The following is a 20,179-nucleotide window of genomic DNA, read 5'->3' as shown; positions in this document are numbered from 1 at the left end:
GTCACCCTCCCCACACCGCGAGCTTCGACACCCGGATCGTCGGCTGGCCGACGTTGACCACCAGCGGGAACTGGTCGAGCTTGCGGCACAGGTACGTGTGGCCGAGCACGTGCAGGTCCGAGCCGACGCGGTCGATCGCGGCCAGCACGTCGGGCCCGCGCCCGGACAGCACCGCGCCGCGGATCGGCGCGCCGATCCGACCGTTCTCGATCAGGAAACCCTCGTCCACCTGGAGGTTGAACCGGCCGGAGCCCATGTCGGTGTCGCCGCCGCCGATCGACTGGACGTACACCCCGCGGTCGGTCGCCGCGATGATGTCCTCCGGTGGCTCCTCGCCCGCGGCGATCACCGTGCTCGCCATCCGGGGCAGCGGCGGGTACGCGTAACCCAGCCGCCGCCCGTGACCCGAGCCGCCGTGCCGCCGATCGCGCAGGAAGCTCCGCACGACACCGCGTTCGACCAGCGTCACCGGACGGGCGGGCTCGCCTTCGTCGTCCACCCCGTACAGGGGCGAGTCACCGGGCAGCGCGGGATCGTCCACCAGCGTGACGATCGGATCGGCCACCCGGCGGCCGAGCAGCGCGCCGTAGGCGGAGCCCTCCCGGCCGGCCAGGTCCGCCTCCAGCGCGTGCCCGCACGCCTCGTGGACGAGCATGGCGGGGCTGCCCGGACCGAGCACCACCGGGAACTCGCCGGACGGCGCGGCGACCGCGTCGACCTGCCGTTCGGCCGCCTCACCGGCCACCCTGGCGATCTCCAGGTGCAGCCCTCGCGCGAGGATCGCGTGGATGTCGGTGGCGCCGACGGACCGGCGGCTGCGGCGGACCTGCTTGCCGCGACGGGCGACGGCGTGCACGTGCACCGCCGCGTACGGACGGCTCTCCTCGGTCACACCCGTGTCGGCGCGTGCGATGAGAACCCGTTGCACGCCGGTCACGACCCGGACCATCACCTCCTGCGACACGCGCAGGGCCTCGGCTTCCGCCTCCAACCCCGCGCGGACCGAAGGCGCCACGTCGAACTCGGCGACGTCGGAGTGGCGCGGCAGGTCGCGCAGCGGCTCGTCGTGCCGGAGCGCCCGGGTCAACGACGGGAGGGCGTCCGGGTCGAGGTGGTCGACGTGCAGGTGCCGGACGTCGTGCGGCGTCACCCGCCGGATGCCCACGCCGCGTTCCTGGCGCAGCCTGCAAGTCCGCACCTCGCCGCCGGCCACCTCCACCACGACGTGATCCCGGTGCTCCGCGAACAGCTCGCCGAAGAGGTCGCCCGGTGCGGGTGCGGCACCGACCGCCGCGAGCGCCGCGTCGTGCGGCAGGAGCGGGTTCATCGCGTGTCCTTCGCCGTGCGGTACAACGTGAACCGGAGCTCGGAGCAGAACCGGCCGGTCGAGCCGGACAGCCACAGCTGGTCCGGGCGGGGCAGCATCTCGGTCAGCACCAGCTCCTTGTCCGCGGCCAGGTGGTGCAGCAACTGCAACAGCAACCAGCTGTGGCCGTCGACGTGTACCGGCTTGCGGTCGCCTTCGACCCGCGCGAACAGGTACCGCGGCAGGCCGAGCCTCCGGGCCGCACGCCGGTAGTCGACCACCAACCGCAGGTCGTCACCGGCGTACGTGCCGGGGAACAGGTCACCGGCCTGGACGCGCCACCGCTCCCGCTGCACGACCACGTCGCCGATGCGCAGCCGGGGGGTGTGCCCGCCCAGCTCCCAGCCCTTCGGCGGGACGACCCGGGGCAGCCCGAACGTCCGGTGCGCCACCGTGTGCAGCTCGCCGTTGTGCAGCGTGAAGTCACCGACCCGGTCGGCGTGCAGCACCGGCCGGCCGTCGACCACCCTGGTGCCGACCTCGTGCGCGGGCACCCGGTCGACTGCGGGCTTGGTGCTGGCGGCCGACAGCTCCACCGTGGGGCCGGGGTACTCGAACGGCGTGATCTTGACCCGCCGGCCCGGTAGCACCGACGCCACCACCTGCTCGCCGATGGCGGACCGCAGTGCCCGCGCCACGTCGTCGCGCACCTTGCCCGGCTCCGGGTGGAACCGCAACGGCCAGCCCCACAGCAGGGCAGTGTCGTGGCATTCACCGACGACGATCCTGAACCGGCCCTCGCGCACGGCTTCGACGTCGTCGGCGAGCAGCAGCAGGTCGGGGGAGCTGATCAGGACCTCGTCGTCGAGCGACGTCCGCGGCAGCCGCGCGGGGTCCAGCTCCACCTCGCGCTCGTCCTGCTTCCCCTGGAGCTGCGCCGCGACCGCCCGCTGCCACGCGGCGGTGGTCTCGATCAGCGGCTGGTCCTTCGCGGACTCGATCCAGCGCACGAGCGGCACCCGCCCGTCCGGGGCAAGGCCGGAAAGCCGCTCGGCGGCCGTGGCGCGCAGTTCCTGCTGGACGGCGACGGCGTGCGCCGCGTACACGTCCAGGATCGGCGCGAGCTGCGCGCGAACGGCTTCAGCGGCCTGCGCGGACAGCACGAGGGGACCGAACTCCGAGGCCGCCTCTTCGTAGATCAGCAGGCGGTCGACGTAGAAGCCGCCCGCGCCGCGTCGAGGCGCCACTCCGGTCAGGTGCTCGAACCGGCCTTCGAGACCTCGCAGCAGATCCTGCTTCTCCGGCAGGGACGCGGCGGGGAAGTCCTTCTCGGCGGTGCGGAACGGTTCGAGCGCGGCGTGCCAGCCGTTCGACGGGAGACCGGCGACCCAGTCCGACAGCCAGGTGATCGGGTGCGGGTCGGTCACCGGGGGCTCCGGCGCGAGTCGCACGACACCCTGCCCGGCGAGCACGTCCAGCACGGCGAGGATGTCGCCGACCGTCCGGTTCAGCGCGTAGGAGATCGACGTCACCGAGCGGGTTCCGTCCACCAGCGCGAGGACGTCCCGTTCGGGCGGCGGCAGCCTGCGGGAGCCGCGGCCGGGCACCTCCAGGGTGCCGCGATCCGCGTCCACCCGGAACACCGGGCGCACGACGGGCACGAGGTGGGGACGGACTGCGTCGTCCCGGCCGATCGCCTGGGCGAGTTCGGCGACGGCCCAGAACGCGATGAACGCCTCGCGGTGGCGGACGTCACCGGGGTTGCCACCAGGACCTGTCGACGGCGTGCCGACCGCCCCGTAGCCGATGGGACCGAAGAACGACGCGGTGTCGTTCTTGGCGCAGAACCGTTGCAGGTACGCGACGAGCTGCCGTTCGAGCCGCCGTTGACCGCTCGCACCGCCACGACCGTTCACGTACGGCGTGATGCCGCGTTCCAGCATCGGCGGGCTCGACTCCCACACCGCCTCCGCGAACCGCTCGTCGGACACGATCGACCGCAGCTCGGCGCGGCACTTCGCCAGCTCCGCCGTGAACGTCTCCTGCGCGGCCTCCCACAGGGCGTCCTGACCCGCGAGAGCGGCGTCCCAGGCCCGTGCGGCGCTCCGGATGGCGGGACCGGCCGCGGCCAGGTCCGCCTCACCGGCCCGGATCGGACGGCCGGCGGAGACCCGCTTCCACCACAGACGCCGGACTTTGGCGGTGCCGGAGCCGTGCTCGGCGGCCAGCAGCTCCGTCAACGAACCGGACAGCGCGGCGAGCCCGTCCTCGCCGTCCAGCAGGCGGTCGACGGCCGCTGCGGTCTCGTCCAGCGCGATCCGCTCCAGCAGCTCCACCGGGAAACCCGTGCCGCGCACCAGGAAGTGCGGCACCATCCGCCACCTGCCGGTCATCGGCCCGCACCGCCTTCCCGGCTCATCACCATGCGCAGCTCGGCGCAGTACGGTCCGTCCTCGCGGTGCAGCCACAGGTCTTCCGGGCCGGGCAGCATCTCCTCGACCACCAGGCGGTCGCAGCCGCGGGCGAGCACCGCCAGCAGTTCCACCGCGAACGGGATCGTCAGGTCGACGTACACCGGCTTCGGCTCGGCCGGGCTGCGGACGAAGACCCGTTCGGGCAGGCCGAACCGGTCCCGCAACGCGGCGGCCCCCGCGAGCAGGTCGGCCGAGCGGTCCCGGCCGGGGATGTCCGCGCTCGCCAGTTCCCAGCGCCGCCGCTGGTACACGAGCCCGCCGATCTCCACCCGGGGCGTGCGGTCGCCCAGCCGGATCGCCGGCGGTCGCACGGTGGGGAAGGAGAAGCACTCGAACACCGCGAACAGGTCGAACGGAACGCCGAACGTCGGCGGCCGGAACCGGATCGGCCGACCGTCCTCGCCGACCCGGAGCACCAGCCGGTCGCCGTCGAGGGCGACCCGGAGCTGTGCCGCGTCGAGGCGGTCGGTGTTGGCGGCCGTGCCGCTCAGCTGGACGCTCGGGCCGGGGAACTCCGGCGGCGCGAGCTTCATCCGGCGGCGGAAGACCAGGTTCGCCGAGCCGGCCGGGTTGTGCCCGGCCAGTTCCGCCTGCCACTCGTCGGCGTCGTCGGCCACGGACAGCATCCAGCCCGCCGGCTGGATGCCGTGGTGGACTTCGCCGAGCACGAGCTTGAACCTCCCGTCCGCGACGGCGTCGAAGTCGGCGGCGGCGATCATCAGGTCCGGCGACGCGACCACGGGATCGGGTGATGGTGGGCAGAGCGCCCGCACGTCGTCCGCGGACAGGACGGCGGTGTCGGTCGTGTCCGTCACCAGGGCGGTCAACGCGTCCCGCAGACGATCGGCCAGCGGCGTCGGCGTGCCGTCGGGGTGCTCACGCCGCCACGCCGCCACGAAACGGGGGAACGACACCGGACGCCCACCGCCCAGCTGGTCGAACAGCGCGCGTCCGGCGGACTGGAGGTCGTCGTGGATCAACGAGCTGTAGGACGCGCAGAGGTCGAGCACCGGCCCGAGCGCGCCTACGATGGCGTCGGCCTGGGCGGCGCCCAGCGTCAACCTCTCGACGTCGCCGCGGCACTCCTCGTACAACAGGGTGCGGTCGCGGAACATCCGGCCGTCGCCCTCCCGCGCCGTGCGTCCGGTGAGCCGGGCGTAGTGCCGGTCCGCGCGATCCAGGACCGCCCTGCGCTCGGGCCACGGCGTCGCGGCGAACTCGGCCGCCGAGTCGGCGAGCGCGGTCAGTTCGGTCAGCCAGCGCAGCGTCGTGCCGCTCTCGGGCATCCGGCGCAGCTCGGCGATCAGGTGCCCGAGCGGGTCCACTTCGGACTCCGGGAGGTGCGGCCCGAGCCGGAGCCGGCCGGCCGCCGCCAGCCCACCGATCACCTCGGGGGACAGCGACAACCGCGCGCAGAGCTCGGCGACCGTCGCTTCCCCGTCGCACGACGCGAGCACCGGGTCGTCGGCGTCGCGCAGCGGGTCGCGACGCGGTCGCAGGTGGGGCAGGAGTTCCGGCTCGGCTCCGATGCGGTCCGCCAGCTCGGCCACGGCCCGGAACGCCACGAAGCCGCGGCGGCGGCCGATCCGCTCGGCACCGAGCTTGAACTCCGGTTCATCGCCGAACCGGCCGTAGTTCAACGGGCCGAAGAAGCTCGTGGTGTCGTTCTTCGCGGCCAGCCGTTGCAGGTAGGTGTACAGCCGCCGCTCCCGCCGCTTGATCTTGGACGACCGGTTGGCGGTGGCGTGCGAGGACGACAGCTCGTTCTCGAAGACGGCCGGGTTCGACAACCAGATGGCCTCCTGGACGAGCGGCTGCGCGGCGAGGTCCCACAACGCCGCCCGCTGTTCCTCCAGGTCCGAGGTGGCGGTCGAGCGCAAGCCGTCCAGCGCGCGGAACGGGAAACCGGGGCTGCGCAGGATGAAGCGGCTCATCAGCCGCCACGCCGTCGGCTCACCCATCGCCGTCACCGTGGATCCAGGTCATCCGCCACTCGCAGCTGCGCCGCCCGCCGTCGGCCGCGCGCAACCACCAGTCACCGGTGTCGGGCAGGGCTTCGGTGATGTCCGCGGCGTCCTGGCCGGCCGTCATCGCGAGCAGGTAGTCGACGCCGATCATGCTGTCCAGGGCGACGAAGAACGGCTTGCGCTCGCCCGGCACGCGCACGAAGAACCGCTGCGGCAGCCCGATCCGGCCCGCCAGCTCCCGGACGAGGATCATGGACTCGTGCCGGCCGGCGGAACGCGCCGGTTCCAGGATCGCCGGGTCGATCCGCCAGTGCGCGCGTTGGAGGACGGCTCGGCCGACGTGGACCCGGGGCGTGTGCTCACCCGACCGGATCGACGGGGTGATCACCGGCGGCGTGCCGAAGATCCAGCTCACGGGGTTGCGCGGGTCGCCGGGGTGCAACCTCACCGGCCGACCGTCGACGAGTGACCGCAGGGTCGGCGCGCCATCGGCCAGGACGACCTCCAGGTCGGCCGCGCGCAGCACCTGCTCCGGCGGCTTGCGCGACCGGCCGCCCATCTCCACGCTGAGACCCGGCAGCTCCTTGGGGAACGCCTTGCCCTGCTTGCGCTTGTGCACGAGGGACGCGATCCGGTCGTGGTCGGGCGGCAGCCGCCGGCCGATCTGCTCGGCCAGCCAGTCCGGCGCGGACCAGAACGACAGCAGGTGCGTCCAGACCTGGTAGCCGTAGTGGATCTCGCCGACCACCACCTCGTACGCGCCGGCCGCGAGGTCGTCCGTGCTGCCCGCGAGCAGGAAGAGGTCGGGTGACACGGCGGTGCCGGCCGGCGTGCGGACCAGCAGCGGCGCCAGGTCGGCCTCGTCCAGCGCGATCCGCCCGTCGACCGTCCGCGTCCGGGCCAGCTCCGCGAGCCGTTCGGTGAACGCGGTCACCTCGGGGTCGGCCAGGCAGTCGGTCATGGTGACGGTGGCGACCATCTCGCGCACGAACGCCAGGTAGGGGACCGGTCCACCGCCGCCGAGCCGCAGCGCGACCTCGGTGGCCCGCCGCACGCACACCCGCTGCACGATCGTGCTGAACGTGACGCAGAGGTCCAGCACCGGCCGGATGCGGGCGCGGATGTCGGTCACCATGGACTGCCCGATGACCGTGGTCAGGTCACCGACGGCCTCGTCGTAGAACAGGGTTCGGTCGGCGAACATCGTGCCGCCACCGCGACGCGGGTCCGCGCCGGTGGTGCGGTGGAACAGCTCCTCGGTCTCGGCGAGCACCCGGATCTTCTCGTCGACCGGCGCCGTCGTGTACCGGGCGGCCAACGCCGCGAACCGGTCCACCACGTGCAGCGCGGGCGCTCGACCGGCGCAGTCGGCCGGGAGACCGGCGACCCAGTCGCGCAGCCGGCCCAGCGGGTCCGGTTCGTCGGTGGGCAGGAGCAGCCGCCGCTCCACCGCCTCGGCCGGCCGGGGCGCGTCCGGCGACACCCGGCGCCCGCTGACCACGTTGACCAGGGCGGTGCCGTCGTCGCGCCAGGTGTCGGCGAGGCGGGTGGGCAGGTGCGGGCGGATGCTCTCGGCGGACGTGACCGCGTCGGCCAGCTCCTGCACGGCCCAGTACGCCAGGCGCGACCGCCGCCGGGCCGGCACCCCGCCCGCGGTGGCGTGCATCCGCAGCGCGGGGTGCGGCTGGTCCTCGACCACCGCGTAGTCGACGGGACCGAAGAAGCTGGTCGTCTCGTTCTTCGCGGTGAACCGCTGGAGGTAGCCGTACAGCTTCTGCTCACGGGAGCGCAGGCGTGGCCGCTGCTCGGCCTCCGGGGTGTCCAGGTACCGCCGCAGGCCCACGTGCATGCTGGGGCTGGACAGGAAGACCGCCTCGCCGAACCGCTCGTCGGCGACCAGCTCCCGCAGCCGCTGCCGAGCACGCCCGCAGTCCTGCTCGGTCGTCGCGGCGGCCTCTTCGGTGGCGCTGTCGACCGTCATCAGCAGGCTGTTCCAGTCCTGCACCCACCGCAGCACGTCCGGCCAGAGGCCCACCACGGCGGGCAGCGGGTACGTCTGGCCGCCGCGCTCGATCCGCCGCCGCAGCTTGTACCACTCCTTGAACTGCTTGCGGTCCGCGCCGCGGGCGCTCTCCCGCGCCAGCACCGTCGGGAACAGCTCCTCGCTGAACTCGACGCGCAACTCGGCGACCCTGCGCCGCAACGACACCACCCGGTCGCACGCCTGGGCGGCGTCCGGCGTCCGCACGGCGTCCAGCAGGCTCGCGCTGAAACCCGTGCTGCGGATGAGGACGAGAGGGACCAGCGCCCAGTCGGAGGTCCCCTCCTGAACCCCGGTGGGGTCGAGCGACAACTGGGTCACCCTTCACCCGCAAGGTAGGTGTTGACGAGGGAGAACGGCCGGTTGAGCTTCGTGTCGGGCCGGACCGGCGCGCTGCCGCCGTCCTGCGACAGGAACGCGAGCGTGCCTCGGTCCGCGGTCAGCGCCTCGTGGTCGCCGCACGCCTCACCGGCCCGCACCACGCGCTCGTACCACTCGACGGCCTCGTCCTGCCGCCCGAGCTGGTGCGCCACGTACCCGGCGGCCCGCGCGACGACCGCCGCGTGGAACGGGTCGTCGATGCGGACGCACTGCTCGTAGCTGTTCCGGTACGACGTCAGCGCGTCTTCCGACCTCCCGGCCAGCAGCCGCAGGCCGCCCTCCCGGAAGTAGTAGTGCTTGGCGAACAACTCGTTGGAAGGACCGAGGAACGCGGCGAACTGCTGCCACAGCGCGACGGCTTTGTCGGTTCTGCCGGTCTTCTCCAGCAGCACGGAGATGTTCGAGATCAGGTTGATCTTCAGGTGGGTCGCCTCGCTGGAGTGCAGCGGGCGCATCACCTCGCGGGCCTCGCGGACCATCAGCATGGCCCGCCGGTGGTCGCGCTGCTGGAACGCCATCAGGGCGCGCACGTTCAGCAGCCAGCACCGTTCCAGCCGCGCGTCCTCGTCGTCCCGGCCGTCGATCTCGGCGAGGCCCTGGTCGAGGTGCTGCTCCGCCTCGGCGATGCGGCGCAGGCGCTTGCCGGTGATGAGGCCCAGGTACATCCTGGCCCGAGCGCGCTGGAGGGGAGTGTCGGCGAGCCCCAGCGCCTGCCGGTAGCAGGCGAGGGAGGTCTCGTGGTCGTCCAGGCACGAGTTGGCGAAGCCCGCCGCCCGCCACGCCACCGCGAGCACGTCCCGCACGTCGGCCGGTCGGATCACCGCGAACTCGATGGCCGCGTAGTACTCCTCGGGCGCGGCGGCCTCCCACTCGGCGGCGAACCTGGCCTCGTCGAACGGTTCCTCCTGCCCGGTCACGGCCGCGATCACGTGCGCGGCGAGCTGGAGGACCGCTTCGTAGTTCAGGGTGAAGGCGGCCGCGCCCATCGCGCGGATCGCCTGGGCGCACCCGCGCTCGACGTCGATGGACAGCAGCAGGAGCGCTTCACCGATGGGCGTCGGACCCAGGGCCGGGGTCGTGCCGGCGGGGGTGCCGGCGTCGAACTCCACCGCCACCTCGGTGCCGAGGGACTGCTCGCGGACGAGGTCGAGCAGCCGGGCGTGGTGCGCCGGCCAGTCGAAGCAGGCCTGCTCCGCGGCGGGCAGGCCGGCGGGCGGTGAGTTCGGGATCCCGCCAGGGACGAGCGTCGCCAGCGACACCAGGCGGGTCTGGCCCTGGTCGGCCCAGCGGCTCAACCGGCGGAACGCCAGCAGGGTCGCCGCGTCGGCCTCGTGCAGGTTCCGCCACACCAGCACGACGGGCGCACCGGTCCGTTCGAGCAGGTCGTGCAGGAGCCGGCCCAGGCCGTTGACCGTGCGGAACAGGTGCTCGGACTCCCGGTGCGAGCGCCGTTCCGACGGGGTGTTGGCCAGCCGGGTGAGCCGCCTGGCGACGGGCAGGTCCAGCACGTCCGCCAAGTCGGGGTGCAGCGCCACCAGTTCCGGCGAGTACCGGTCGAGCAGGTCCGGTGCGTCGGTGCGCAACTCGGGCACCAGGACCTCGATCAGCGACCGCAGCGGCACCAAGGAGTCCATGCCCCCGGTGGCGCAGTCGACGTCGAGGACGCGTCCGTCGCGGACCGCCTCGCGGGCGAGGTCGAGCAGCGGCACCGTGCCGAGGAAAATGGCGCTGCGCGGGCCTTTTCGGCCGTCGGCGGCGGCGTCGCAGATGGCCGTCACGCGCTCGGCGACCATGGCCGCGTCGGTGGCCACCGGAGCGGCGCTCTTCGTGGCCGTCAGGATGTCCGCGTCGTTCATCTGGGCTCCTGTCGGTGTTCGACGGCTGTGGCGTTGACGTGTGGGCATGTCGGCGGTGCTGGTGGCCTGCGACCGGGTGGTGGAGGTGGCCTCATTCCCCGGTGGCCGGCTCGGCCGCGGGTGGTTTGGCGAGGAGGTCGCCCAGCCGGAAGAACCGGCCGCGGTTGTAGAGCAGCGGCTGCTTGGACCGGTTGGCCAAACCGGCGACCGCGCGCCCGACGAACCCGGTGTGCTCGCCGATCTCGACGGTGCTCTCCACCACGCATTCGAGGTTGAGCACGCAGCCCCGCAGCATCGGCACGCCGATCCGCTTGCCGGTGTAGATCCCTCCGGCGAACAGCGGGTCGTCGAGCTTGACGACCTCCCGGCCGTGCGAGTTGCCCGCGTAGGAGACCAGTGCGGCCTGCTCGTCCGAGCACATGTTCACGCCGAACTCGCCGCCGGCCGAGATCAGCTCGTGGGTGTAGGACCCGCGCTTGACCAGTGACATCATCCGCAGTGGCCGGTAGGAGACGTTGAACGTCCACTCGCAGGCCATGACGTTCGTGCCGGCGTCGGCCGCGCCCGAGGTGATCAGCGCGACCGTGCTGGTGAAGTAGCGGTACAGCGGCAGCGCTTCCTCGGTGCGGACCGGGTCGCTGGCGGCGGGCACCGTGCCGGTCTCGGTCATCTGCTACAGGCCGAGTGGAGCGATCTGGTCTTCGATGTCGTCGATGAGGAATTCGAGGTCCTCGATGACGTCATCCTCGTCGTCCACGGGTTCCGCGGCGCCGGACGGAACATTGTCCGGTGGGGTCACCGGCACGTCCTCGGCCGTGACATCGATATCTTCACTCGTTTCCTGATCGGCCATCCCCGGTCGCTCCATCCCCGTCAGGCGATTCGTGGTGAGGATGACCGTAACTATTCACGACCGGGGTCGTCTTCCCCCTGGAAACGGATTCTCGGTCAGGGCCGACCCAGCCCGGGGAATGAACCGGGTCGGGCCGTCTCAGTCCGGGGTAGGTGCCGTCGGGCGGATCCTGTCGAACTTCCGATCACCGACCGGGATCACCGGCGGGTGATCGTCGACCGGCGACGATCAGTTGGATAATCGGTACCGCGGACCGTTCCCGGGCGGGTTGCACCCCTCCAGCGCGGCGTGCCGGGCGACAAGTCCGTACTGGTACGCGAACGCGACCGCATTCGCCCGGTCGGGCAGGTCGAGCTTCTTCATCAGGTGGTACACGTGCGATTTCACGGTGGTGAGGCCCAACGTCAGCTTCTCGGCGATCTGGCTGTTGGACATGCCGGTCGCGAGTAACAGCAGAACGTCCAGCTCACGGGGGGTGAGGGTGTTTATCACCGCCGGTGGCCGACGGGGCGTCTGGCCGACGCTGTCCAGGTACCAGTCCAGCAGCCGGCAGGTCACCTCCGAGCTGAACACCGCGCCGCCCAGGGCGATCTCAGTGACCGCGCTGGCCAGTTCGTGCTCGTCACAGCCGTGCTGGAGCACGCCGCGGACTCCCATTTCGAGCAGCGCCCGGGTGTCCATGGCGTCTTCGTCGGCGAGCACCAGAATGGGCGCCGTCCGATTCCGGAACAGTCCGCGCAGTATCCGGACGAGCTGGAGCGGATCTTTTCCGGGAACGCGGGGATCGACGATGATGACGGACGGGGTAGATGTGAGCAGGGCGGCCGGTACTTCATCGGTGGTCGATGCTTCGGCCACCACCTCGATTCGGGCCGACCTTTCCAGCCCGGCCCGTATTCCCAATCTCACCAACCGGTGCGGAGCCACCAGGAGAACCCGAAACCGGGCCGCGTCGGTGTTGATCAAGCTCGTCATGTCGCAGTACCCCCTGTGCACCCCAGTGTTGCCGCGCCGGAGCAGGAGGGCAACCTCCCTCGACCATTGAGTACGCCGCTGATCGGCGCAATGCCCTACCCGGGTAGTGAGTCGCCGACAACCGTTCCCGTACCGGGGGCTGAGCCGTGCGACGGCGAATCTCAGATCCCAGCCTGGAGACTCCCCCCGCCGGCTGGGGAACGATCACGCAGAGGTCTCGAACGCGGAAGGGGTGGCCGATGCGGGCACGTCAGGCATTACCGGCGGTCGCGGTGTTGCTGGTGACGATGGTGGCCGGGGGCGGCACGGCCGGTGCGCAGCCCGGTGATCCGCAGGCGTACCTCGTGGTGGCGCAGGAATCGGGGCACGCGCGGGCGCTGGTCGCGTCGGCCGGCGGGCAGGTGCTCGAGGAGTTCCCGGAGATCGGCGCCCTCACCGCCAAAGCCGACCGCGCGTTCCCGGAGAGGATCGGGAGCCGAGCCGATGTCGTCCCGCTGGACGGCGCGGCCCCGATCGGCCGAGTCGAAGCGCACCAGCCACCCCGAACCACCCCGACCACCCCCGCCGCACCGGCCACCCCCGCCGCGCCGACACTCGCGGGCAGTGGGGGCGAGCCGTACGCGCACCTGCAGTGGGGCAACCAGGCCGTGCACGCGACCGACGACGGGTCGTACCGGCACGAGCTCGGCGACCGGCGGGTCGCGGTCGGCATCATGGACACCGGCATCGACGCCACCCACCCGGACATCGCCCCGAACTTCGACCGCGCCCGCAGCGGCACCTTCACCCGCGTGATGCCCGAACTCGACGGCCCCTGCCCGACCCCGTCCTGCGTCAACCCCCCGGACGCCGACGCGCTCGGCCACGGAACGCACGTCGCCGGGGTCGTCGCGGCGGCGAAGGACGGGCGTGGAACGGCCGGTGTCGCGCCCGGCGTGACGCTGGTGAGCCTGCGGGTCGCCCAGGACTCGGGTTACGTGTTCCCGCTGCCCGTCGTGCGCGCCCTGATCCACAGTGGGCGCGTGGGGCTCGACGTGGTGAACATGGCGTTCGTGCTGGACCCGTGGCTGTTCCACTGCGCCGACAACCCCGCAGACTCGCCCGCCGCCCAGGAGGAGCAACGCGCCATCATCGCCGTCGTCCACCGCGCGGTGCAGTACGCCCGGTCGCGCGGTGTGCTCCCGGTGGCCTCGATCGGCGACCAGGGCTTCGACCTGACGAAACCGGTCACCGACGCGTCGAGCCCCACCTACCCGCCGGACGCCGCCTACCCGCGCACCGTCGACGGCTCGTGCCAGGTGCTGCCCGCCGAGGCGGACGGCGTGCTCGCGGTCTCCCGCCTGCGCAACGACCTCCGGCTCGCGCCCACGTCGAACTTCGGCCTCGGCGCCACGGACGTCGCCGCACCGGGTGGCGCCGGTGGCCGCGGCGCCCCGCTGACGGAGACCGTGCTGTCCACCTACCCGGAGAGCGCCGCGCGGGCTTACGGCATGGTCAACCCCGACGGGACACCGAACAACCCGTCGTTGCTGCGCGACTGCACGGCCGGGACGTGCGCCTACTACCGCTACGCCTCGATCGCCTCACCGTTCGCGGCCGGTGTCGCGGCCCTGGTCGTCAGCCGTCACGGCGCCCGCGACGCCCTCGGCGGGCTCGTCCTGGACCCGAGCCGGACGAGCCGGATCGTCGAGGCGACCGCCACCGCCCTGGCGTGCCCGGAGGAACCGACCACGTGTGCCGGCACCCCGCAGCGGAACGGCCATTACGGCGCCGGGATCGTCGACGCGCTGGGCGCGGTAAGGGGCGATCGACGGTGACGACGTCGGACGCGGCGGTGGACGCGGTCACCGAACTCACCTCCCGGCAGGTGTGCTGGCTGTACGGCGGTCGGCACGTCGCCGAGGTGCCGGGGTTCCGGTTGCTCGCCGCCGACCCACCGACCGACGAGCGTTCGTCGTTCGCCCCGGTGCGCGGACTGCTGCGGCGGCTGCTCCCGCTGGTGGACGGCGATCTGGTCGTGGAGTGCGCCCCCGAGCTGCGGTACCTGCTCGGGCCGGAGGGCCTGCCGGAGAGCAGGCCGCTGTCGGACCTGATGCAGATGCCGACCGGTGTCTCGCGGATGCTGCCGCTGGAGTCCGAGCTCGTGTTCCGCATCGTCGTCAAGGTGGGCCTGCTGGTCCAGGAAGGCCTGCGCCGGCGAGGCGAGGAGCCGCTGGTGTTCTTCCCCCGCTTCGACCGGGCCGACCGGCCGACCACCGTGCTGGTCCACCACCTCTGGGTGCGTGGCGTGCGGTTGGTGCTGGGCTCGCCGGCGCGGCACCCGTGGTGGGAGCGCGTCGGGGGAGCGGAGGTCACCCTGCCCGGCGACCCGCCCCCGTGCCCTCCCGGTGACGACGAGGAGGCGCGCGCCGTCCGCGCCGCCCGGCGGGCGTTGTCGCTGGACCTCCCCGACGCGGCCGACGCCTGGCGTGCGGCGGTCGACGTCGCGGGCAGGTGGTTCAATCCCGGTGTCGTGCTCGACCTGGCGCCGCTGACCGAAGGCCGGGTGCCGGAGACCGAGCGCGCCGAATCACTCGGGGTGGCACTGGCCACGCTCGGGCGCTTCCACGACGCGCGCGAGCAGTTCGACCGCGGTTACGCCGCGGCCACCACACCCGTCGACCGGGCGCGGCTGGCCATGTTCACCGCGTTGGTGTCGGCGAAACGCCTGTCGGACATGGAGACTGCCCAGGCCGGTGTCACGCGCGGCCTCGCGGACCTCGCGGAGTGCGACACCGAGGACGCGCAGGTGGCGCTCGAACGCGCCTGGCTGCTCAACCTGGAGGCGCTGGTCGCCTACCGGGCCGGTGACCACGACGCCGCCATGCGGTCGACGCGGACCGCGTTGCAGCTGACCAAGCCCTACCGCGACGAGGACTGCGTCGCGGTCAAGACGAACCTGGTCGTCAACACCAGCATCATCTTCGAGACGCGCGGTGAACCCAGGCGTGCTCTGAAGGTCTGGAGTTTGTTCCTGCGGATCTTCGACCGCGCCGGCGACATGTTCGTGCACTTCTACCACTTCCGCCAGGCCGGTCTGCTGGCCAAGGCGGGTGACCCGCTCGCGGTGTCCGTGTACGAGCGGGTGGCCGCCATGGCCGCGGACCTCGGGCACCTGCCGAGCCTGCTCTACTCGACCCGGGCGCTGGCCCGTCTGACGTACCTGGCCGGCGACACCACCGCGGCCCGTGCCCACGCTGCACGGCTCCTGGAGCTGTGCGTCCGCTGCGGTGACGTGCCGGGGCTCGCCCGTGCCTGGTGCCTGCTCGCCGCCTGCCACGCCGCCGCCGGTGCGACCTCGGACGCCGGCTCGGCCCTTGACCAAGCCGTGTCGACGGCTGCCTCCGACGCGGAACGCGCGCAGCTGGCGGACCTCCGTTCCGGGTGGCACGCCGGTGAGGTGATCGACTGGGCGGCCCAGCTCCCCGGACCACCCCCGACCACGCTCCGCTACCCGTCCACCCTGTTCCTGCCCTGACTGACGTCTTGCCCCTGCGTGAAGTCGAGGACGACCTGGGTCACCTGGTCCGGGTGGCCGTCGATCAGCTCGTAGGCCGAGGCCGCCTGCTCGATCGGCATGACGTGCGAGACCAGGGGACGCAGTTCCAGCCGGCCCGTCACGGCGAGGTCGACGACGGTGGTCGCCAGCCGCTTGCGGTCCCAGCGGTGCGAGTGGGCGGCGGCGACGCCGGAGATCTGGGAGCAGACCAGCGTCACCCGGTTGTGGTGGAACTCCTCGCCGAGGAACAGGCCGCGCGCCTCGCCCTGGTAGAAGCCACCGGCGACGACTCGCGCGTTGTACGCGACGCTGCGCACGGCCTCGTGCAGGGCCAGGTGGTTGCCGCTGACGTCGAGGGCGACATCGGCGCCGCGCCCGTCGGTCAGCTCGCGCACCCGCTCGGCGACCTGGCCCGCGCCGGCGTCCAGCACCTCGTCCGCACCGAGTTCCCGGGCGAGCCCGAGGCGGTGGGGGAGGGTGTCGACGCCGATCACCCTGGCGCCGTTGTGCCGGGCCAGCTGGGCGACGATCTGCCCGACCACGCCCAGCCCGAACACGACAACGGTCTCACCGACGTGGATGTCGGAATCCAGCACGACGTTGAGGGCGACGGAGCCGATGTGGCTGAAGATGCCCACGAGCGGATCGGCACGCGGGTCGAGCACCCGCCACGTCGCGTACGACTCGTCCACGACGGTCTCCGAGCGGTGGCCCCAGGCACCCCACACGACCTGTCCGGTGTGGACGGTGGTCACCTCGGGCCCGACCTCGACGACTTCGCCGACCTCCTCGTACCCGACCACGGTGGGGTACGAGGAGGTCGGCCGACCCGGTACGAACAGGCGGGCGTCGGCGTCCCACGTCTTGACGAAGTGCGCGTTGGTGCCGCGGTACTGGGTCAGCTCGGTGCCCGCGGAGATCCCCGAGTACAGGGTCCGGACGCGGACACCGGTCGGCGTGATCGGAAGATCGGGTTCCTCGGCGAGCGAGACCGACCCCGGACCGTCCATGCGCACTACCGCTGCCATCGCTGCCCTCCTGGTTCACGTGCGAGGACGTCCAGCAGGAGCGCCGCCGTCCAGCTGAAGTGGTCGGCGCCGAGCCCTTCGCCGGTGACCGGGTGGAAGTACTCCCGGAACCCGGCGTCGGCGACCAGGCGGACCATGTCGGACGCCAGGCGCTCGGCGTGCCTCGTCTCCCCCTGGAGCCGCAAAGCCGTCCACAGCAGCCAATTGGTGTTCATCCACGTCGGACCGCGCCAGTACCGGCGGAGGTCGGCGTCCGGCGCGGTGAGGTCGTAGCTCGGCACACCGCGCACGTCCGGCGATCCCAGCCCGAACGCCGGTCCGGTGAGGGTCGCGACCAACGCCGACCGGCGTCCGGCGGGCAGTCCGGGCAGCAGCAGCGGGACCAGGCCGGCCACCGTGCGCTTGCGGATCGGTCGGCCGGAGCGCGCGTCGAGCGCCACGTAGCAGCCCAACGCCGGGTCGAACAGGCGGGTGTGCACCTGGTGCGCCAGTTCCCGCGCCCGTTCGGCGTGCCGGCCGGGGTCGGCGCCCGCTCGGCGCGCGAGTTCGGCGAGGGACTGCTCCGACCAGGCGAGCAGGGCGCAGAACAGCGGGTCGACGGTGCAGAACGGCAGGCCGAGCAGGTCGTCGTCGGCGTAGCCGCGGTCGCGGTACGCGGCGACGATGCCCATGTACCGCCCGTAGTCCTCGTCCGTCGGCCGGTGCCCGGCGTCGGCGTGGCGCAGGTCGCGGCGCAGCCCCGTGATGTCGTCGGCCAGGTCGGCACCGGCCACGCCGAGCGGTTCGTCCCAGAACGGGCTGTTGTCCAGGCCCGACTCCCACGGGTGCACGATGCCGACCAGTCCGGACGCGACGCCCCGCCGCGAGAAGAGGTAGTCGTGGAAGCGCGCGAGCCGGGGGTACAGGTGCCGGACCGCCGCGTCGGTCGCCGCACCGGGGTGGCGTTCCGCGACGGCGAGCACGGCGGTGGCGTGCACGGGCGGCTGGACGAGCCCGGTCGTCGACACGCCCGCCGCGGGTCCCCGTCGCGGCAGCGGTCGCCAGAACGGTGGGCCGGGGAAGTAGGCGTCCTCGGGGACGGCGGGGTTGAAGACGATCTGCGGCACCCTGCCGTCACGCCACTGCGCGCCGTGCAACGCGGTCAGCTCCGCGAACGCCCGCCGGGGGCTGAGGTGCGCCAAGCCGATGGCGATGAACGCCGAGTCCCAGCTCCACTGGTGCGGGTAGAGGGCGCCTGTCGGCACGGTGGCCGAGCCGCGCCAGTTCCGCAGCAGCGTCGCCGCCGCGTTCCGCCTCAGCCCGGCGAGGTCCGGCGCGCACGCCTCCGGTGGAGTCCCGATGGTCACCGCATCACCCGCCGGCCTGCCGGAGCAGGCTCACCGACGCCGGCAGCACGGACTCGGGCGGACCGGACAGGCGGCACGCGAAGCCGGCCCACCCGTCGTACCCCGCCGCGTCGAGCGCCGCGAACGCCGCCCACCAGTCGACGTGGCCCGCACCCGGCTCGAACCCGTTGGAGTCGGCGAGTTCGACGTGCCCCAGCCACGGACCGGCGGCCAACAGGGCACCGGCCGGGTCGGCTTCCTCGATGTTCATGTGGAACGTGCCCGCGGCCACGCGCGCCGACGGCGTCCCGACCGCGCGGCACAGCCCCGCCGCCTGGTCCAGCGTGTTGACGGGGTGCCCCTCGTACCGGTTGACCGGTTGCAGGCAGATCGACACGCCTTCCCGCCCGGCCCGCTCGGCGAGCCGGTGCAGCCCTTCCGACAACGTCTGGTAGTCCTCTGTGGACGAACGCTGGCTCGGCACCGGCAGCAGGCGACCGTCGGACACCGGGGCCACCACCACCCGGCCGCCCAGTGCCGCGATCACCCCCAACTTCGCGGCCACCTGGCGGAACGCGTCCGCGCACCGGTCGACGTCCCCGCCGAGCGCGAGCCCGTCGAGGCACACCGCGGGCAGCACGACCCCGCGGCCGACCGCCCGTTTCAGCACGCCCAGCCTGGCCTCGAACGCCTCGTCGTCCCGTGTGCGCAGCTCGATGCCGTCGAAGCCCGCGGACTGCGCGAACTCCCACTTCTCCTCGATCGAGGCTCCCGGCAGCAGCTGCTCCTGGCAGGCGATCTTCCACTGCGGCATGGCGGACATTAATCCCGCGATCAGTCAGAACAACAATGCGGCATCCCGATCCCGGTCGCGCCGCGGCCCGCCGAACGCCTGCGCACGAGCGGATACGGCCCCGAAGTCACGAGCGCATTGGTGGTTGTCACGGGACAAACCGGGGTGTTCAGTGGCGCCACTGATGCGACCGGTGATGCCCGTGAGAGGTCGCGGTCCACCCGAAGGGAGCAACGATGACCGGACGAGGACTGCGCGTGCTCGCCGCCGCGGTGCCTGTCGCCCTGGTGCTGGCGGCTTGCGGGAGCGGCGATTCCGGCGGGGGAGCGGACGGACCGCTCGTCTTCTGGACCATCGAGGACACGGCCGACCGCGTGCAGGCGCAGGAACGCTTGTTGGCGCGGTTCAGCGAGAAGACCGGCATCGAGACCAAGCTGGTGGCGATCGCCGAGAACCAGCTCACGACCGTGCTCACGTCGGCCTCCGCGTCCGGTGAGCTGCCCGACGTGATCGGCTCGATCTCGCTGCCGATCATGAGCCAGCTGCGCACCGACGACCTGCTCGACACGGATGCCGCGAAGCAGGTCGTGGACGGCCTCGGCGTGGACACGTTCGCCAAGCAGTCACTGGACCTGACCCGCTCGGGGGACACGCAGCTGGTGGTCCCGAGTGACGGCTGGGCGCAGCTCCTCTTCTACCGCAAGGACCTCTTCGCCCAGGCCGGACTGGAGCCGCCGACCACGTTCGACGCGATCAGCAAGGCCGCCGAGCGGCTGGACCAGGGTGACGTCGCGGGCATCACGGCCAGCACGACGCCCGCCGACGTGTTCACCCACCAGACGTTCGAGCACCTCGCCCTCGCCAACGACTGCGAACTGGTCGGCGGCGACGGGGAGGTCGCGCTGGGCAGCCCGCAGTGCGTCAAGGCCTTCCAGTTCTACGGCGACCTCGTCAAGGGCCACTCCGTGGCAGGCAACCAGGATGTCGACACCACGCGGGCGACGTACTTCGCGGGCCGGTCGGCGATGGTGATCTGGTCGTCGTACCTGCTCGACGAGCTCGCCGGCCTGCGCGACGACGCGCTGCCGACGTGCCCCGAGTGCCAGGCCGACTCCGCGTTCCTGGCCAGGAACACCGGTGTGGTCGCCGGCCTCACCGGGCCGGACGGCGGCAAGCCGACGACCTTCGGCGAGACCGCGTCGTTCGCCGTGCTGAAGGACGCCGCCACCGACGACGCCAAGAAGCTGGTCGAGTACCTGATGAGCGACGGGTACCGGGACTGGCTCGCCATCGCGCCGGAGGGCAAGGTCCCGGTCCGGGCGGGCACGAAGGACAACCCGCAGGAGTACGCCGAGATGTGGCGCGGGCTCGACGTCGGCGTCGACACCAAGGCGCCGCTGTCGGAGTTCTACGACGCCGAGACGCTGCGCGTGGTGCAGGACAGCCCGAAGACGTTCCGGCGGTGGGGTTTCAACCAGGGCAAGGGCGAACTCGCGGGCGCCGTCGCCGGTCAGCTCGTGGTGCCGAAGGCGCTGGCCGAGGTCGTCAACGGCGGCGGTGACGCGCCCGCCGCGGCGGCCAAGGCGAACGAGCAGGCCGCCACCATCGCCGAAGAACTCGGCGGCTGAGCGTGCCGTCGTCG

General features: G+C 72.5%; 14 protein-coding genes. 3 read left to right on the top strand and 11 right to left on the bottom strand.

The window, feature by feature from the left end; all coding sequences use genetic code 11:
- Position 1: 1 nt before the first annotated feature.
- The 8 genes from OQ02_RS31910 to OQ02_RS31875 all read right to left on the bottom strand — a co-directional run bounded on the left by OQ02_RS31910 (position 2) and on the right by OQ02_RS31875 (position 11,853).
- Positions 2-1,327, bottom strand: a complete 1,326-nt coding sequence (locus tag OQ02_RS31910; protein ID WP_051773049.1) for a TldD/PmbA family protein — start codon at positions 1,325-1,327, stop codon at positions 2-4.
- The gene (locus tag OQ02_RS31905) at positions 1,324-3,699 is read right to left on the bottom strand and encodes a lantibiotic dehydratase (RefSeq protein WP_033442360.1); all 2,376 of its coding nucleotides are present in this window, start codon (positions 3,697-3,699) and stop codon (positions 1,324-1,326) included. The genes OQ02_RS31910 and OQ02_RS31905 overlap by 4 nt, the downstream gene beginning before the upstream one ends.
- Positions 3,696-5,741 (bottom strand): lantibiotic dehydratase, encoded by a 2,046-nt coding sequence (locus OQ02_RS31900; protein WP_156077446.1) that lies wholly within the window; start codon positions 5,739-5,741, stop codon positions 3,696-3,698. The genes OQ02_RS31905 and OQ02_RS31900 overlap by 4 nt, the downstream gene beginning before the upstream one ends.
- Entirely contained in the window at positions 5,734-8,109 is a 2,376-nt protein-coding gene (locus tag OQ02_RS31895; protein WP_033442358.1) for a lantibiotic dehydratase, read from the bottom strand. The genes OQ02_RS31900 and OQ02_RS31895 overlap by 8 nt, the downstream gene beginning before the upstream one ends.
- The gene (locus OQ02_RS31890; RefSeq protein ID WP_033442357.1) at positions 8,106-10,025 is read right to left on the bottom strand and encodes a tetratricopeptide repeat protein; all 1,920 of its coding nucleotides are present in this window, start codon (positions 10,023-10,025) and stop codon (positions 8,106-8,108) included. The genes OQ02_RS31895 and OQ02_RS31890 overlap by 4 nt, the downstream gene beginning before the upstream one ends.
- Before the next feature lie 91 nt (positions 10,026-10,116).
- Positions 10,117-10,695, bottom strand: a complete 579-nt coding sequence (locus OQ02_RS31885) for a flavin reductase family protein (protein ID WP_033442356.1) — start codon at positions 10,693-10,695, stop codon at positions 10,117-10,119.
- Positions 10,696-10,698: 3 nt separating this feature from the next.
- Positions 10,699-10,878, bottom strand: coding sequence for a hypothetical protein (locus OQ02_RS31880; RefSeq protein ID WP_033442355.1), 180 nt, complete (start codon positions 10,876-10,878; stop codon positions 10,699-10,701).
- A 228-nt stretch (positions 10,879-11,106) separates the two neighbouring features.
- The gene (locus OQ02_RS31875; protein WP_156077444.1) at positions 11,107-11,853 is read right to left on the bottom strand and encodes a response regulator transcription factor; all 747 of its coding nucleotides are present in this window, start codon (positions 11,851-11,853) and stop codon (positions 11,107-11,109) included.
- A gap of 239 nt (positions 11,854-12,092) precedes the next feature.
- Here OQ02_RS31875 and OQ02_RS31870 point away from each other — a divergent pair, with 239 nt between their 5' ends.
- A complete protein-coding gene (locus OQ02_RS31870; protein ID WP_033442354.1) occupies positions 12,093-13,670 on the top strand; it encodes a S8 family serine peptidase in 1,578 nt (525 codons plus the stop codon).
- The gene (locus tag OQ02_RS31865) at positions 13,667-15,370 is read left to right on the top strand and encodes a hypothetical protein (RefSeq protein WP_033442353.1); all 1,704 of its coding nucleotides are present in this window, start codon (positions 13,667-13,669) and stop codon (positions 15,368-15,370) included. Before OQ02_RS31870 ends, OQ02_RS31865 begins: the two co-directional genes overlap by 4 nt.
- Here OQ02_RS31865 and OQ02_RS31860 read toward each other — a convergent pair.
- From OQ02_RS31860 to OQ02_RS31850, 3 genes are read right to left on the bottom strand one after another with little or no spacing between them, the layout of a single operon-like run.
- Entirely contained in the window at positions 15,343-16,419 is a 1,077-nt protein-coding gene (locus OQ02_RS31860) for a zinc-dependent alcohol dehydrogenase (protein ID WP_051773046.1), read from the bottom strand. The two genes, OQ02_RS31865 and OQ02_RS31860, sit on opposite strands and share 28 nt — an antisense overlap.
- On the bottom strand, positions 16,407-17,765 hold the full coding sequence (locus OQ02_RS31855) for an MGH1-like glycoside hydrolase domain-containing protein (protein ID WP_033442352.1): 1,359 nt from the start codon (positions 17,763-17,765) through the stop codon (positions 16,407-16,409). Before OQ02_RS31855 ends, OQ02_RS31860 begins: the two co-directional genes overlap by 13 nt.
- Before the next feature lie 4 nt (positions 17,766-17,769).
- On the bottom strand, positions 17,770-18,558 hold the full coding sequence (locus OQ02_RS31850) for a sugar phosphate isomerase/epimerase family protein (protein WP_033442351.1): 789 nt from the start codon (positions 18,556-18,558) through the stop codon (positions 17,770-17,772).
- A gap of 215 nt (positions 18,559-18,773) precedes the next feature.
- Between OQ02_RS31850 and OQ02_RS31845 the strand changes: the two genes are divergently transcribed.
- Positions 18,774-20,165 carry an ABC transporter substrate-binding protein gene (locus OQ02_RS31845; RefSeq protein WP_033442350.1) on the top strand — a complete coding sequence of 464 codons (1,392 nt, stop codon included), beginning with the start codon at positions 18,774-18,776 and terminating at the stop codon, positions 20,163-20,165.
- Positions 20,166-20,179: the final 14 nt, after the last annotated feature.

Origin of the sequence: Saccharothrix sp. NRRL B-16314 (genome assembly GCF_000716595.1) — a bacterium.
GTDB lineage: Bacteria > Actinomycetota > Actinomycetes > Mycobacteriales > Pseudonocardiaceae > Actinosynnema.
Note: the sequence above shows the minus strand (reverse complement) of the source record. Positions and strands in the feature narration are given on the sequence as shown.